Source organism: Streptomyces sp. NPDC111520 (genome assembly GCF_055635295.1).
This window is the reverse complement of the sequence record NZ_JBVKBW010000001.1, coordinates 756,694-769,073: the sequence shown is the minus strand read 5'-3', so window position 1 is coordinate 769,073 and position 12,380 is coordinate 756,694. Positions and strand designations below refer to the sequence as shown.

Annotated in this window: 14 protein-coding genes, 1 tRNA gene and 1 pseudogene; 9 read left to right on the top strand and 7 right to left on the bottom strand. The window is 71.5% G+C overall.

Translation table 11 applies throughout. The features are described from left to right. Nucleotides 1-12 precede the first annotated feature (12 nt). Genes ACZ7MY_RS03495 through ACZ7MY_RS03485 form a run of 3 tightly spaced genes read left to right on the top strand, consistent with a single transcriptional unit; the run spans nt 13 to nt 1,838 of the window. Nucleotides 13-774 (top strand): GNAT family N-acetyltransferase, encoded by a 762-nt coding sequence (locus tag ACZ7MY_RS03495; protein WP_499599173.1) that lies wholly within the window; start codon nt 13-15, stop codon nt 772-774. Between the two features lie 51 nt (nt 775-825). Further along, entirely contained in the window at nt 826-1,641 is an 816-nt protein-coding gene (locus ACZ7MY_RS03490) for a helix-turn-helix domain-containing protein (protein WP_499599172.1), read from the top strand. Next, entirely contained in the window at nt 1,638-1,838 is a 201-nt protein-coding gene (locus ACZ7MY_RS03485) for a DUF397 domain-containing protein (RefSeq protein WP_499599170.1), read from the top strand. The genes ACZ7MY_RS03490 and ACZ7MY_RS03485 overlap by 4 nt, the downstream gene beginning before the upstream one ends. A 22-nt stretch (nt 1,839-1,860) precedes the next feature. On the opposite strand, the gene ACZ7MY_RS03480 is transcribed toward ACZ7MY_RS03485, so the two are convergent. The 4 genes from ACZ7MY_RS03480 to ACZ7MY_RS03465 all read right to left on the bottom strand — a co-directional run bounded on the left by ACZ7MY_RS03480 (nt 1,861) and on the right by ACZ7MY_RS03465 (nt 6,714). Continuing rightward, nucleotides 1,861-3,333: a GH1 family beta-glucosidase gene (locus tag ACZ7MY_RS03480; RefSeq protein WP_499599168.1), complete on the bottom strand. Its 1,473-nt coding sequence runs from the start codon at nt 3,331-3,333 to the stop codon at nt 1,861-1,863. Nucleotides 3,334-3,407: 74 nt separating this feature from the next. Next, the gene (locus tag ACZ7MY_RS03475) at nt 3,408-4,325 is read right to left on the bottom strand and encodes a carbohydrate ABC transporter permease (protein ID WP_499599166.1); all 918 of its coding nucleotides are present in this window, start codon (nt 4,323-4,325) and stop codon (nt 3,408-3,410) included. A 5-nt stretch (nt 4,326-4,330) separates the two neighbouring features. Further along, a complete protein-coding gene (locus ACZ7MY_RS03470; protein WP_499599164.1) occupies nt 4,331-5,362 on the bottom strand; it encodes a carbohydrate ABC transporter permease in 1,032 nt (343 codons plus the stop codon). Between the two features lie 5 nt (nt 5,363-5,367). Beyond that, complete coding sequence (locus ACZ7MY_RS03465) at nt 5,368-6,714, bottom strand: ABC transporter substrate-binding protein (RefSeq protein WP_499599162.1); 1,347 nt, start codon at nt 6,712-6,714, stop codon at nt 5,368-5,370. Nucleotides 6,715-6,871: 157 nt separating this feature from the next. Here ACZ7MY_RS03465 and ACZ7MY_RS03460 point away from each other — a divergent pair, with 157 nt between their 5' ends. From ACZ7MY_RS03460 to ACZ7MY_RS03445, 4 genes and pseudogenes are all read left to right on the top strand, one after another. Beyond that, entirely contained in the window at nt 6,872-7,900 is a 1,029-nt protein-coding gene (locus tag ACZ7MY_RS03460; protein ID WP_499599160.1) for a LacI family DNA-binding transcriptional regulator, read from the top strand. Between the two features lie 107 nt (nt 7,901-8,007). Further along, nucleotides 8,008-8,793: pseudogene (locus ACZ7MY_RS03455) on the top strand (RNA-guided endonuclease InsQ/TnpB family protein); the annotation flags it as partial. A gap of 216 nt (nt 8,794-9,009) precedes the next feature. Beyond that, nucleotides 9,010-9,201, top strand: coding sequence for a hypothetical protein (locus ACZ7MY_RS03450; RefSeq protein ID WP_499599158.1), 192 nt, complete (start codon nt 9,010-9,012; stop codon nt 9,199-9,201). A gap of 55 nt (nt 9,202-9,256) precedes the next feature. After that, nucleotides 9,257-9,760, top strand: a complete 504-nt coding sequence (locus tag ACZ7MY_RS03445; protein ID WP_499599156.1) for a pyridoxamine 5'-phosphate oxidase family protein — start codon at nt 9,257-9,259, stop codon at nt 9,758-9,760. Nucleotides 9,761-9,767: 7 nt separating this feature from the next. Here ACZ7MY_RS03445 and ACZ7MY_RS03440 read toward each other — a convergent pair whose 3' ends face one another. Further along, entirely contained in the window at nt 9,768-10,562 is a 795-nt protein-coding gene (locus tag ACZ7MY_RS03440; RefSeq protein ID WP_499599154.1) for an isocitrate lyase/PEP mutase family protein, read from the bottom strand. Nucleotides 10,563-10,686: 124 nt separating this feature from the next. Here ACZ7MY_RS03440 and ACZ7MY_RS03435 point away from each other — a divergent pair, with 124 nt between their 5' ends. Together ACZ7MY_RS03435 and ACZ7MY_RS03430 are read left to right on the top strand one after the other, a co-directional pair. Next, the gene (locus ACZ7MY_RS03435) at nt 10,687-10,893 is read left to right on the top strand and encodes a hypothetical protein (RefSeq protein ID WP_499599153.1); all 207 of its coding nucleotides are present in this window, start codon (nt 10,687-10,689) and stop codon (nt 10,891-10,893) included. A 67-nt stretch (nt 10,894-10,960) separates the two neighbouring features. Further along, nucleotides 10,961-11,470: a flavoprotein gene (locus ACZ7MY_RS03430; RefSeq protein ID WP_499599151.1), complete on the top strand. Its 510-nt coding sequence runs from the start codon at nt 10,961-10,963 to the stop codon at nt 11,468-11,470. A 130-nt stretch (nt 11,471-11,600) separates the two neighbouring features. Here the strand turns inward: ACZ7MY_RS03430 and ACZ7MY_RS03425 are convergent. Together ACZ7MY_RS03425 and orn are read right to left on the bottom strand one after the other, a co-directional pair. Further along, nucleotides 11,601-11,673: transfer RNA gene (locus ACZ7MY_RS03425), tRNA-His, on the bottom strand. 91 nt (nt 11,674-11,764) lie between these two features. Continuing rightward, nucleotides 11,765-12,376, bottom strand: coding sequence for an oligoribonuclease (gene orn / locus ACZ7MY_RS03420; protein ID WP_499599149.1), 612 nt, complete (start codon nt 12,374-12,376; stop codon nt 11,765-11,767). Nucleotides 12,377-12,380 lie beyond the last annotated feature (4 nt).

The window sequence follows — 12,380 nt, the reverse complement described above, 5'->3', positions numbered from 1 at the left end:
TAGGCTGCCCCCATGTCAGGACCGCAAATGCCGCAGATCCGCGCCTTCGTCGCCGCCTTCGCCCGCCGCCAGGCCGCGCGCACCGTCGAACTACCCGGCGCCTTCGCCGTACTCGACGATGCCTACGCGTACTCGCACGGCAACAACCAGGTGGTCGTGGACGGGGCCGTGGACCCCGAGGCGCTGCCGGCCCTCGCCGACGAGGCGCTGGGCCACCTGAAGCACCGCGCGATCACCGTCCTGGACGACGCGGCGGGCACCGCCTGCGCCGGGCCCCTGATCCGTGCCGGCTACCACCACTCCGCCGAGCTCGTCATGCTGCACACCGGCCCGGTGCCGGACGGCGGTCCCGCGGAGGAGGTGGACCTCGACGCCTTCCGCGAACCCCTCGCCCGGCGCTGGCGCAGCTTCCTCCCGGAGGCCGACGACGAGACCGTCCGCCAGCTCGTCGACCGCCGTGAGGCCCGCCGCCGCGGCGCGGACGTCGTCCGCTTCATCGGCGCGCGGACGCCCGAGGGCGACGTCGCCTCCTGGGCGGATCTCTACATCGACCCCGCGTCCGGCACCGCCCAGGTCGAGGACCTCATCACCGCCGAGGCCCACCTCGGCCGCGGCTACGCCGACGCAGTCCTGTCCACGGCGTTGCGCCAGGCCGTCGACGCCGGGTGCCCCACCCGCTTCCTCGTCGCCGACGAGGACGACTGGCCCCGGCACTGGTACGGCCGCCGCGGCTTCACGGCCACCGGCCGCTTCCACAGCTTCGGGCGCGACTGACACTGCCTTTCCGTAGTCTGGTGACCACGGAGAGTACGGGGGTGGGTGCGGATGACCGGCGAGGTGACCCAGCCGCCGATGGCGTGGCGGTACTGCGGCAACCAGGTCAAACTCTGGCGCGAGCAAGCGGGCGTCACGCGTGAGCAGTTGGCCCGCGAGGCGGCGTACGGCTACGAGACGGTGAAGTCCATGGAGCAGGGCCGCCGCCGGCCCACCACTCGACTGCTCCAGGTCGCGGACCAGCTCTGCGGGGCCCACGGGAAGCTCTCCGCGGCGGAGGCGTACCTCAAACCGGAGCGGTTCCCCGCGAGGTCGCAGGAGTTCTTCCGTTATGAGGCGGAGGCCGTCAGCCTCTGGTCGTACGAGCCGCTGCTGATCCCCGGGTTGCTCCAGATCGAGGGAACCGTACGGGCGCTGCTCGGCGCGCATCGGCCGCCGCTCGACGACGAGGTCCTGGAGGAACGGGTCCGGGCACGGCTGGAGCGCCAGACCTTGTTGCGGCGCAGTCCACCCGTCGAGTTCAGCTTCGTGGTGTACGAGGCGGCCCTGCGCTGTCCCGTGGGCGGCCCGGCCACGGCGCGGCGGCAGTTCCTGCACCTGCTGGAGGTGGCAGGACTGCGCAACGTGTCCCTGCAGGTGCTGCCGTTCGCCGCCGGCGCCCACCCCGGGCTGAACGGCCCCATCGTTCTGTTGGAGAGCCGGGAGCACGAACGGCTCGCCCTCACCGAGGGGCAGTCACTCAGCCTGCTGACCGCGGACCCGGCACAAGTGGGGGCACTGACGCAACGGCATGGCATGATCCGAACGGAGGCCCTCGGAGCCGACGAGTCGGCGCGGTTCATCGAGCGGATGGCGGGTGAGGCATGAACGGCGCACTGTCCTGGCGGAAGTCCACGTACAGCGACACCGAGGGCAGCAACTGCGTCGAGGTCGCCACCACCCCCCACCGCGTGCACGTGCGCGACAGCAAGGACCCGGACGGGCCCTCCCTGTCCTTCACCCCCGCGGCCTGGACGGAGTTCCTCCGCGACGTGGGACGGGACGCGGCGCTCCCCTCCAAGTAGCGCGCCGCGTCCCGTCGCCGCGTCACGACGAGGCGTCGGCCTCCGCCGCGTCGGGGAGCGCGCCGTTGCGGGCGACGCCCGCGTACCAGTGGGCGCTGGACTTCGGGATGCGCTCCTGCGTCTCGTAGTCGACCCAGACCGCGCCGAAGCGCTTGCTGTACCCGTACGCCCACTCGAAGTTGTCCATCAGGGACCACAGGAAGTAGCCCCGGACGTCGGCGCCGTCGCGCATGGCGCGGTGGACCGCCTCGAGGTGGACGCGCAGGTACTCCACCCGCTCGGGGTCGTGCACCGCGCCGTCGGGGCCCACGGAGTCCTCGTAGGCCGCGCCGTTCTCGGTGATGAGCAGCGGGAGGTCGGGGAACTCGCGGTTCATCCGCATCAGCAGGTCGTACAGGCCCGTCGGGTCGACGGACCAGCCCATCGCCGTCCGCTCGCCCGGGGGCTGGTGGAAGGCGACGTCGTCCGCGCCCGGCCAGGGCGAGAACGCGCTGGAGCCGTGGCCGTCGCTGCGCGGTCCGTCCACGGAGGCGCCGTCCGACACCAGGGTGGGCGTGTAGTAGTTGATGCCGAGCACGTCCAGCGGGTGGCGCTTGATCGCGGCGAGGTCGCCGTCCTGGACGAAGGACCAGTCGGTCAGGCCGCGGGTGTCCTCGAGCAGGTCCCGCGGGTACGCGCCCTTGAGCAGCGGGCCGGTGAAGACCCGGTTGCCGACGGCGTCGATGCGGCGGGCGGCGTCCACGTCGGCGGCGGAGCCGGTGAGCGCGCGGACCTGGTGCAGGTTGAGGGTGATGCCGAGCTGGGCGCGGGCCGGGAGGACCGAGCGCAGCGCCTCGGCGGCGCGGCCGTGGCCGAGGTTGAGGTGGTGGGCGGCGCGCAGGGCGGCGACCGGGTCGGTGCGGCCCGGGGCGTGGACGCCGGAGCCGTAGCCGAGGAAGGCGCTGCACCAGGGCTCGTTGAGGGTGGTCCACAGCTGGACGCGGTCGCCGAGCGCCTCGGCGACGATCCGCGCGTACTCGCCGAAGCGCTCCGCGGTGTCGCGGGCGGGCCAGCCGCCGGCGTCCTCGAGCTCCTGCGGCAGGTCCCAGTGGTAGAGGGTGACGGCGGGCTGGATGCCGTGCTCCAGCAGCTCGTCGGTGAGCGCGCGGTAGAAGTCGAGGCCGCGTTCCACCGCCGGCCCGCGGCCGGTGGGCTGGACGCGGGACCAGGAGACGGAGAACCGGTAGGCGCTCAGACCGAGGTCGGCCATGAGGCGCACGTCGTCGCGGAACCGGTGGTAGTGGTCGGCGGCGACGTCGCCGGTGTGGCCCTCGAAGACCTTGCCGGGGGTGTGGCTGAAGGTGTCCCAGATCGACGGGGTGCGCCCGTCCTCGGCAGCGCCGCCCTCGATCTGGTACGCGGCGGTGGCCGCACCCCACAGGAAGCCGGGCGGGAACTGGTGGCCGCCGGCTGCGGCGGTGCCGCTCGCTGCGGGACGGATGTCGGACGCTGTCATACGGGAGCGCTCCCATCGGAACGAGTGAACAAGAGGAGTAAGGGGGAGGGGCGCGGCCGCGGCCGGGGGAGGGCTCAGCCCTTGACCGCGCCCTGCATGATGCCGCCGACGATCTGCTTGCCGAAGATCACGAAGACCAGCAGCAGGGGGAGCGTGCCGAGCAGCGCGCCGGCCATGATGACGGACTCGTCGGGGATGTAGCCGCGGCCGAGGCTGGTGAGCGCGACCTGCACGGTCGGGTTCTCCTGGGTCAACGCGATGATCGGCCAGAAGAAGTCGTTCCAGGCCGCGACGAAGGTCAGCATGCCCAGGACCGCCATCGCGGGCCGGGCGGCCGGGAAGACCACGTGCCAGACGATCCGCAGGCTGCTGGCGCCGTCGACGCGGGCGGCCTCGATGATCTCGGTGGGCAGCGCCTGGGAGAGGTACTGCCGCATGAAGAAGACACCGAAGGCGCTGACGAAGGTCGGCAGGACGACCGCCTGGAGGTGGTTCGTCCAGTCGAGGTCCGCGATCCACAGGAACAGCGGCACCACGCTCAGCTGCGGCGGCACCATCATGGTGCCGATGGTCAGCATCAGCAGGAAGTTCTTCATCTTGAACTGCAGCTTGGCGAAGGCGAAGCCGGCGATCGTGGAGAACAGCACCGTGCCGATGGTGATGCTGCCCGCGACGATGGTCGTGTTCAGCAGCGCCGTGCTGAGGTTGGCCTCGGTCCACGCGGTCTGCAGGTTGCTGAAGAGGTTCGAGCCGAACCAGAACGGCGGCGGGGTCTGCGCCAGCCGCGAGTTCGTCCGGGAGGCGGCGATCGCGGTCCACACCAGGGGGAAGAGCGATATCGCGGTGAAGACGATCAGCACGATGTAGGTGAACGGGCCCGCGTGCAGCTGCCGTCCGGCCTTGGGCGCCCCGGGGGTGCGGCGCTTGGCCTTGCGGGGCGCGTCCGCCGCGCCGGCCGCCTGATCCGCCGGGTTGGTCGAGATGGTGGCCATCGTCGTCACCCCTCGTGGTTCTTGCGCAGCCAGCGGGCGACCAGCCCGTTGACGGCGGCGATCAGCAGCAGGAGCAGGAACATCGCCCAGGCGATGGCCGAGGCCCGCCCGAGGTGGTAGTTCGTCCAGCCCTGCTCGTACAGGTACAGGCCCAGCGTCTGGAACTGGTGGGAGGAGCCGCCCTTCTCGCCGCCGGGGCCGCCGAAGAGGAACGGTTCGCCGAAGAGCTGGGTGGCACCGATCGTCGAGACCACGATCGTGAAGAGGATCGTCGGCCGCAGCATCGGGATCGTCACATGGCGGAACTGCTGCCAGCGCGAGGCGCCGTCCAGCGCGGCGGACTCGTACAGGTCGTGCGGCACGGCCTGCATCGCGGCCAGGTAGATCAAGGTGTTGTAACCGGTCCACCGCCAGATCACGATCGACGAGACCGCGATCTGCGAGGACCAGGTGCCCGCCCGCCAGTCGATGTGGTTGCTGAACCCGAGGTGCTCGAGGCCCCAGTTGATCATGCCGTAGTCGGTGCCGAACATCAGCGTGAAGACCAGCGTCGCGGCGGCGACCGAGGTGGCGTACGGGGTGAGCATCGCGACCCGGAAGAAGGTCGAGCCGCGCAGCTTGTAGTTGAGCAGGTGGGCCAGGCCCAGCGCGATCAGCAGCTGCGGGACGGTCGAGATCACACCGATGGTGAACGTGTTCTTCAGGGCGTTCCAGAAGAACTCGTCCTCCAGCAGACGGGTGTAGTTGTGGAAGCCGACGAACTCGCGCGCGTCGAGGTTGGTCAGCTCCACCCGGTAGAAGGAGGACCAGCCCGTGTAGATCAGCGGGAAGAGGCCGAAGGCGGCGAAGAACAGGAAGAAGGGCGAGACGAAGGCGTACGGCATCGCCTTGACGTCCCACCGGTAGCGGCGGCTGCGCCAGCGGCCGCGTCGCTCGTCACGTGCGTCGCGCGGACGGCCGGAGCCGCCGCGCGGGGCCGCGCCCCCCTCGGAGGGGGGCGCGGTCACTGCGGTCATGTCGGAGGTCTCCGAAGCCATGCGGGTCACTGGTCCAGTGCGTTGTCGATTTCCTTCTCGGCAGCCGCCCAGCCCTGAGCAGGGGTCTTGCCCTGCTGCTCGACCTGCAGGATGCCGACGTCGGTGATGGCCGTGTAGATCTGCTGGTCCTTCGGGCCGATCACCAGGGTCGGGATGCTCTTGGCCGCGTCGGCGAAGATCTGGCCGATCGGCGCGTTGTTGAAGTACTCGTGCTTGGCGTCCTTGACCTCGGGCAGGTCATAGGCGCCCGGGGCGCTCGGGAAGCTCGCCTGCTTGGCGAAGACCTTGGCCTGCTGGGCGGGGGCGGTCAGCCACGCGGCCAGCTTGACGGCCTCCGCCTTGTTCTTGCCGGCCGAGGGCACGCCCACGAAGGAGCCGCCCCAGTTGGCGGGCTTCGGCGCGGCGGCGACGTCCCACTTGCCCTTGCCCGCGTCGCCGGCCTTCTCCTGGATGTAGCCGAGCATCCACGACGGGCAGGGGAGCGAGGCGAAGCGGCCGTTGGCGAAGCCCTGGTCCCAGGCCTTGTCGAACAGCTTCAGCTTGGCGGTCATCTTGCCGGTGGTGGCCTCCATGGCCAGGTTCCAGGCCTCCTTCACGGAGGGGCTGGTCTTGTAGATGACCTTGCCGCTGCTGTCGTAGTAGCGCTCGGAGGCGGAGTTGCTGATCGCCTGGTAGAGACCGGCGGACGAGTCCAGGAACGTGGTGTTCTTGGGCGCGTGCTCGGTGTAGGTCTTGCCCGCGTCCAGGTACTTGCTCCAGTCACCGGCCCACAGCTTGCCGACCTCTTCGCGGTCGGTGGGCAGACCGGCCGCCTTGAACAGGTCGGTGCGGTAGCAGATGGCCATCGGGCCGATGTCGGTGCCGAGCGCGACCGTCTTGCCGTCGGAGGTGCTGGCCTGCGCCCACTTCCAGTCGAGGTAGTTCGACTTGTCGACGCCCTCGGCCTTGGAGAGGTCCTCGAACTTCGCCGCCTGGGTGGTGACGACCTCGTTGATGTTGCCGACCTCGATGGCCTGGATGTCGCTCAGGCCGCTGCCGGCGGCGAGGTGGGTCAGCAGCTGCGGGTAGTAGGCGTCGTTCCGCTCGATCACGTTCTCCTTGATCGTGATGTTCGGATGCGCCTTCTCGTACTCCTCGTACAGACCGGCCTGCTTGTAGCCGAAGACACCGAAGGTGCCGACCGTGAGGGTGATCTTGCCCTTGCCGTCACCCTCCGAGCCACCGGCCTTGGCCGGCTCGTCGCTGTCCTTGGAGCAGCCGGCGAGCAGGCTCACTCCCAGCGCTGCCACCGCGGTTATCGCGACGGCCGCGGTACGGCCTCGCGGCCGGGACGACTTCCTTGTCGTGCGCATTCGGGTCCTCCGGGTACGTGCGGGAAGTGTACGTGTTCGATAGTGTGGGAGCGCTCCCATACGTGATGTGTTGAAGAGTCTCCGTTCCCCGATGAGGTGTCAAGGGAGCAGACGCTCTAAGTTGGCGCAGTTACCACCTCGTGATTGGGAGGCCGCAATGGTGATCGGCGGACGGCGCAGCGGCAGGCCGACGCTTGAGGAGGTCGCCGCGCGTGCCGGAGTGGGCCGCGGCACGGTCTCCCGGGTGATCAACGGATCGCCCCGGGTGAGCGACCGCGCCAAGACCGCGGTCGAGGCCGCCATCGCCGAGCTCGGCTACGTCCCCAACCGCGCGGCGCGCGCCCTGGCGGGCAACCGGACGGACGCGATCGCCCTGGTCATCCCGGAGGCGGAGACCAGGCTCTTCGCCGAGCCGTACTTCTCCGACATCATCCGGGGCGTCGGCGCCGAGCTCGCCGACACCGACATGCAGCTGCTGCTCACGCTGCTGCGGACGCCCAAGGAACGGCAGCGCTTCGCCCAGTACCTCGGCGCGCACCGGGTCGACGGCGTCCTGCTGGTCTCGGTGCACGAGGACGACCCGCTGCCCGACCTGCTGGAGCAGCTGGAGATGCCGACGGTGCTGAGCGGCCGCCGCTCCGACCTGGAGTCGGTGTCGTACGTCGACTCCGACAACGTCGGCGGCGCCCGTTCGGCCGTCGCCCACCTGCTGGGGCGCGGGCGCAAGGCGGTGGCCACCATCACCGGGCCCCTGGACATGTACGTCGCCCGCTCCCGGCTCGACGGCTACCGCCAGGCGGTCGAGGGTGCCGGACTGGCCCACGACCACGCGCTGGTCGCGGCCGGCGACTTCACCGAGGAGGGCGGGCGTGCCGCGATGCGGGCGCTGCTGGAGCGCCGGCCGGACGTCGACGCGGTCTTCGCGGCCTCCGACGTGATGGCCAGCGGAGCGCTGCAGGTGCTGCGGGAGAAGGGGCGGCGCGTGCCCGACGACGTGGCGCTGATCGGCTTCGACGACTCGGCCATCGCCCGCCACACCGACCCGCCGCTCACCAGCGTGCGGCAGCCGATCGAGGAGATGGGCCGCACCATGGCGCGGGTACTGCTGGAGGAGATCGCGGCGAGCACCGCCACCCGCCGGCAGGTGGTGCTGTCGACGGAGCTCGTGCGCCGCGAGTCGGCCTGACCGCCGCGGGGCCGGAGTGCCGGAGCTCTCTGCACGTCCGATCTGACCTGCGTTCCCTTTTGTTGTCGGTGCGGGCTGTTAGGTTCCGGGGTGTGACGTCGACGGCGATGGCTGAGCAGGGGTCCGGGCCTGCCCGGTTCACCTTTCGGCTGCGGGTGTCGTCCACCGCGCGGGCCGGCCTGGAGGCGGAGTGGGCGCGATGCCGGTGGGTGTGGAACGAGTGCGTGGCGGTGTCCCGCAAGGTCCACCGCCTGAACAGGACCGCCGAGCAGAAGGTGACGTGCGGTCCCGCGCAGCTGGACAGGATGCTGACCGAGGCGCGGCGGTCGATGGCGTGGCTGCGGGAGGGCAGCTCGGTGCCGCAGCAGCAGGTCATCCGGGACTTCGCCAAGTCCCGTGCCAAGGCGTTGAAGGACATCGCGGCGGGGTTGCCGATGCGGCAGCGGGCCGGGATGCCCCGGGTCAAGCGCAAGCGCGAGGCCGCCCCGACGCTGAACCACACCACCCGCGGTTTCAGGCTCAAGGACGGACGCCTGCACCTGGCGGGCGGCATCGTTGTGACGGTGGTGTGGTCCCGCGACCTGCCCTCCGCACCCTCGTCGGTGCGGGTGTACCGGGACAGCCTTGGCCACTGGTACGCCTCGTTCGTCGTCGCCACAACCACAGAGCCGCTGCCCGCCACCGGCGCAGTGATCGGTATCGACTGGGGCGTGCGTGAGACCGCCACCACGACCAGCGACGCCCACGACCTGCCGCACGCCCAGCACGGGAAGAGCGCCGCGCAGCGCCTCGCGCGGTACCGGAGGACGATGGCCCGTCGGCGTACCCCACGGAACAGGCCAGACACCGGCGGGTACCGGAAGGCCCGCCGTGCCGCTGCGAAGGTGTCCAGAACTCCGCACGCGTGATGCTGGTCCGGGCTGGTCTCAACCCGGCTGGTGCCCGATCGTGTAAGCGCTGGAGGACCGCTGGTCCCCAGCCCACGTGAGCCAGGAATCCCCGCCCTCTGGGACGGGGAGGATGTCAAGTGAGGAGGCTCACGGTGTGACATGGGCCCACGAGGCCGTCAACCAGGGCTCTTTGTCACACCTCTCTCCTAAAATCAAGGCATGCCACCGACCGTTGTTCTTGACCGCCGATCCGTCGAAGCCGCCAATGAGGCCATACGGCGGTACGTCGCGGGCCGGCGCACCTGGTCGCGTGCTGAACTGGCCGAGCTGGACCGCCTGCGCGGCATCTGGCAGGCGGCCCGCCAGGGACAGGGCGACGCCCCGGCCCGCCGCCTTCCGGGCGAGGAGTGACGCCGCCCCGGCAATGCCGACAGAGGATGTCGGGTATGCCGGGCAGCATGGCGGCATGACGACCAGCTGGACAGACTTCCAGGAAGCGCAGCCCGGCCTCGCCGAGGCCGTGCGCACCCGATTCGGCGGCTACAAGCACCACGTCCTCGGCACCCTCCGCGCCGACGGCGCTCCCCGGCTCAGCGGCATCGAGGCCGAGTTCCGGTTCGGCGAGCTGTGGCTCGGCATGATGCCCCGCTCCCGCAAGGCCCTCGACCTGCGGCGCGACCCGCGCTTCGCGCTCCACGTCAACCCCGGCCCGGACACCTCCATGGACGGCGGCGACGTGCGGATCTCCGGGCGCGCCGTCGAGGTCACCGACCCGGCGGCGCTCGCCCGCTTCACCGGCGAGGTGACGGTGCCCGAGGGGCCCTTCCACCTCTTCCGCGCCGAGATCGCCGAGGTCGTACGCACCTACGTCGAGGACCCCGACCTCGTCCTGCAGGTGTGGCGGCCCGGCGGCCCGTTGCGCACGATCCGGCGCGGCAACGACGAGTCGCCGCCGCGCACGGACGGCTGACGGCCCGTCAGGCCTGCGTGAACGGGCTGTCCCCGCGTGCGACCGCCGCCAGGAGACCGGCGAAGTACCCCTGGACCAGCTGGTGGAGCTGATGACCGAAGCTGATCCTGGCCACCCCCAGCTCCGCCAGACGGGCCCGTGAGGGCCCGCCGGGCCGGGACAGAACGTTGACCGGACGGCCGTCCACGGCCTCGCTGACGGCCGCCACGGCCGGCTCGTCCAGCGCCCCGATCGGGTAGACGCAGTCCGCACCGGCCGCCAGGTACGCCCGTGCCCGCTCCACCGCCTCCGCCAGGCGCCGCGCGGGGTCGGCGTCGTGGCGCAGGAAGCAGTCCGTCCGGGCGTTGATCACCAGCTCGGGGTCCGCCGCGCGCAGGGCGGCGATGTACTCCGCCTGCTCCCCGGCGTCGGCCAGGAGGCCTGTGCGGTGGTCGGTGTCCTCCAGGTTGCAGCCCACGGCGCCGGTCGAGGCCAGCCGCTCCGCCAGCTCCGCGGGCGCCATCCCGTAGCCCCGTTCCATGTCGGCGGTGACCGGCACGCGGACGGCCCGGGCGATGCGGGCCACCGCGGCGAGCATCTCCTCCGCGGGGGTGCCCTCCCGGTCCTGGTACCCCAGGACGGGCGCCATGGCGGCGCTCCCGGTGGCGACCGCGGGGAAGCCCGCGTCGGCCACGGCGAGCGCGGAGGCGCAGTCCCAGACGTTCGGCAGGACCAGCGGGTCGCCCGGCACGTGCAGGGCGCGCAGACGGGAGGCGAGGGCGGTACGGGAGGCAAGGGCCGTACGGGAGGAGTCGGTGCTCATGCCCCCCACGCTACGAGCGCCGGGACGGGCCTGCCGAGGGCCATTCGCCCGCCGCGCGGCGGGGCCACTTCGGGCGCGCGGCGCGGCGGGTGCGGCGCGTGCCGGGGTGCCGCAAGCTGGACGGGTGAGCACCCTGATCGTCGTGTCCCCCGTCCAGGCCGGTGACCCGCCCTTCCGCATCGTGCAGATCGACGGGCAGCCCGTCGGCATCGCCCACGACCTGCTCGACGTCGTCCGCATCGCCCACGACGCCGGGCGGGAGCACGTCGACTTCGACGACCCGCAGGTCGTGCGCTGGCTCGGCGGGGGCAAGTACCACTGGGCCCCGTGAGGGCCGCCGGGCGTCCGGTCCCGCATACGGTTGCGTAAGATCCACTTCCCGCGATTGGGTGGGCCGCATGACTCGGACCCTCTACCTCTTCGCCGGTGCCGCCCCGCCCGTCTTCGACGTCGCGCGGGTCATCGAGGACGCGCAGGTGCGCGGCTGGGACGTGTGCCTCGGGCTGACGCCCACGGCGGCCCGCTGGCTGGAGCCGAGCCTGGACGGGCTGGCCGCGCTGACCGGCCGCCCCGTACGCCACGAGTACCCGCTGCCCGGCCTGCCCGAGGTCTGGCCCCCGGCCGACGTGATCCTGGTGGCCCCGGCCACCTTCAACACGATCAACGGATGGGCGCTGGGCCTCACGGGTACCTTCGTGACCGGGGTCCTCGCCGAGGGCCTCGGCAAGCGCGTCCCGACGGTGGCGATGCCCTCCGTGAACGCCGGGCTCATGCAGCACCCGCAGTACGAGCGTTCGCTGGAGACCCTGCGTGCCGCCGGGGTCACGCTGCTGCTCGGCGACGCCGGGCCCGGGCCCGAGTACCCCTGGCAGCCCGCGCTCGCCGCCGCCGAGGCCGTCGCCGGCTGACCCGCCCGGCCGGGGCCGCGTGGTCCCGGCCGCCGCGACCGGCGGGCCACCGCCGGGGGCCGGGCCCGTGAGCAGGTCCGCACACGACTGAGGGCCGGTCCGTTTCCACGGACCGGCCCTCAGTCGTCAGGGTGAGTGACGGGACTCGAACCCGCGACATCCTGGACCACAACCAGGTGCTCTACCAGCTGAGCTACACCCACCACGACCGGCGCTTGTCACTGCTCCGCACCGGCCGAGAAAAAGTGTACAGGGTCCGGCGGGGTGCTCGCTGCCACGTTTCCCGTGGGTCGCTCACTCCACCGTTTCCGCAGGCAGGACGTACTTCGCCGCGATCGAACGCGCGGTGTCCGTGTCGGGTCCCGGCTGCGGGACGAAGACCGCCTCGCGGTAGTAGCGCAGCTCCGCGATGGACTCCCGGATGTCGGCGAGCGCGCGGTGGTTGCCGTTCTTCTCGGGGCTCGCGAAGTAGGCGCGCGGGTACCAGCGGCGGGCCAGCTCCTTGACGGAGGAGACGTCGACGATGCGGTAGTGCAGGTGCTGCTCGAGGGCCGGCATGTCGCGGGCGAGGAAGCCGCGGTCGGTGGAGACCGAGTTGCCGCACAGCGGCGCCTTGCGGGGCTCGGTCACGTACTGGCGCACGTAGTCCAGGACGAGCTTCTCCGCCTCCTCCAGCGTCACCCCGCCGTCGAGCTCGTCGAGCAGCCCGGAGGTGGTGTGCATCGTGCGGACGATCTCCGGCATGCTCTCCAGGGCCTCGGCCGGCGGACGGATGACGATGTCCACCCCCTCGCCGAGCACGTTGAGCTCCGAGTCGGTGACGAGCGCCGCCACCTCGATCAGAGCGTCCTGGGCCAGGGAGAGCCCGGTCATCTCGCAGTCGATCCACACCATCCGGTCGTTCATACGT

Coding starts and splice junctions, on each gene's coding strand:
- ACZ7MY_RS03490 (WP_499599172.1), top strand. CDS start 826: ATGACCGGCGAGGTGACCCAGCCGCCGATGGCGTGGCGGTACTGCGGC.
- orn (WP_499599149.1), bottom strand. CDS start 12,376: ATGAACGACCGGATGGTGTGGATCGACTGCGAGATGACCGGGCTCTCC.
- ACZ7MY_RS03440 (WP_499599154.1), bottom strand. CDS start 10,562: ATGAGCACCGACTCCTCCCGTACGGCCCTTGCCTCCCGTACCGCCCTC.
- ACZ7MY_RS03475 (WP_499599166.1), bottom strand. CDS start 4,325: ATGGCCACCATCTCGACCAACCCGGCGGATCAGGCGGCCGGCGCGGCG.
- ACZ7MY_RS03495 (WP_499599173.1), top strand. CDS start 13: ATGTCAGGACCGCAAATGCCGCAGATCCGCGCCTTCGTCGCCGCCTTC.
- ACZ7MY_RS03450 (WP_499599158.1), top strand. CDS start 9,010: ATGCCACCGACCGTTGTTCTTGACCGCCGATCCGTCGAAGCCGCCAAT.
- ACZ7MY_RS03465 (WP_499599162.1), bottom strand. CDS start 6,714: ATGCGCACGACAAGGAAGTCGTCCCGGCCGCGAGGCCGTACCGCGGCC.
- ACZ7MY_RS03485 (WP_499599170.1), top strand. CDS start 1,638: ATGAACGGCGCACTGTCCTGGCGGAAGTCCACGTACAGCGACACCGAG.
- ACZ7MY_RS03460 (WP_499599160.1), top strand. CDS start 6,872: ATGGTGATCGGCGGACGGCGCAGCGGCAGGCCGACGCTTGAGGAGGTC.
- ACZ7MY_RS03480 (WP_499599168.1), bottom strand. CDS start 3,333: ATGACAGCGTCCGACATCCGTCCCGCAGCGAGCGGCACCGCCGCAGCC.
- ACZ7MY_RS03470 (WP_499599164.1), bottom strand. CDS start 5,362: ATGGCTTCGGAGACCTCCGACATGACCGCAGTGACCGCGCCCCCCTCC.
- ACZ7MY_RS03445 (WP_499599156.1), top strand. CDS start 9,257: ATGACGACCAGCTGGACAGACTTCCAGGAAGCGCAGCCCGGCCTCGCC.
- ACZ7MY_RS03430 (WP_499599151.1), top strand. CDS start 10,961: ATGACTCGGACCCTCTACCTCTTCGCCGGTGCCGCCCCGCCCGTCTTC.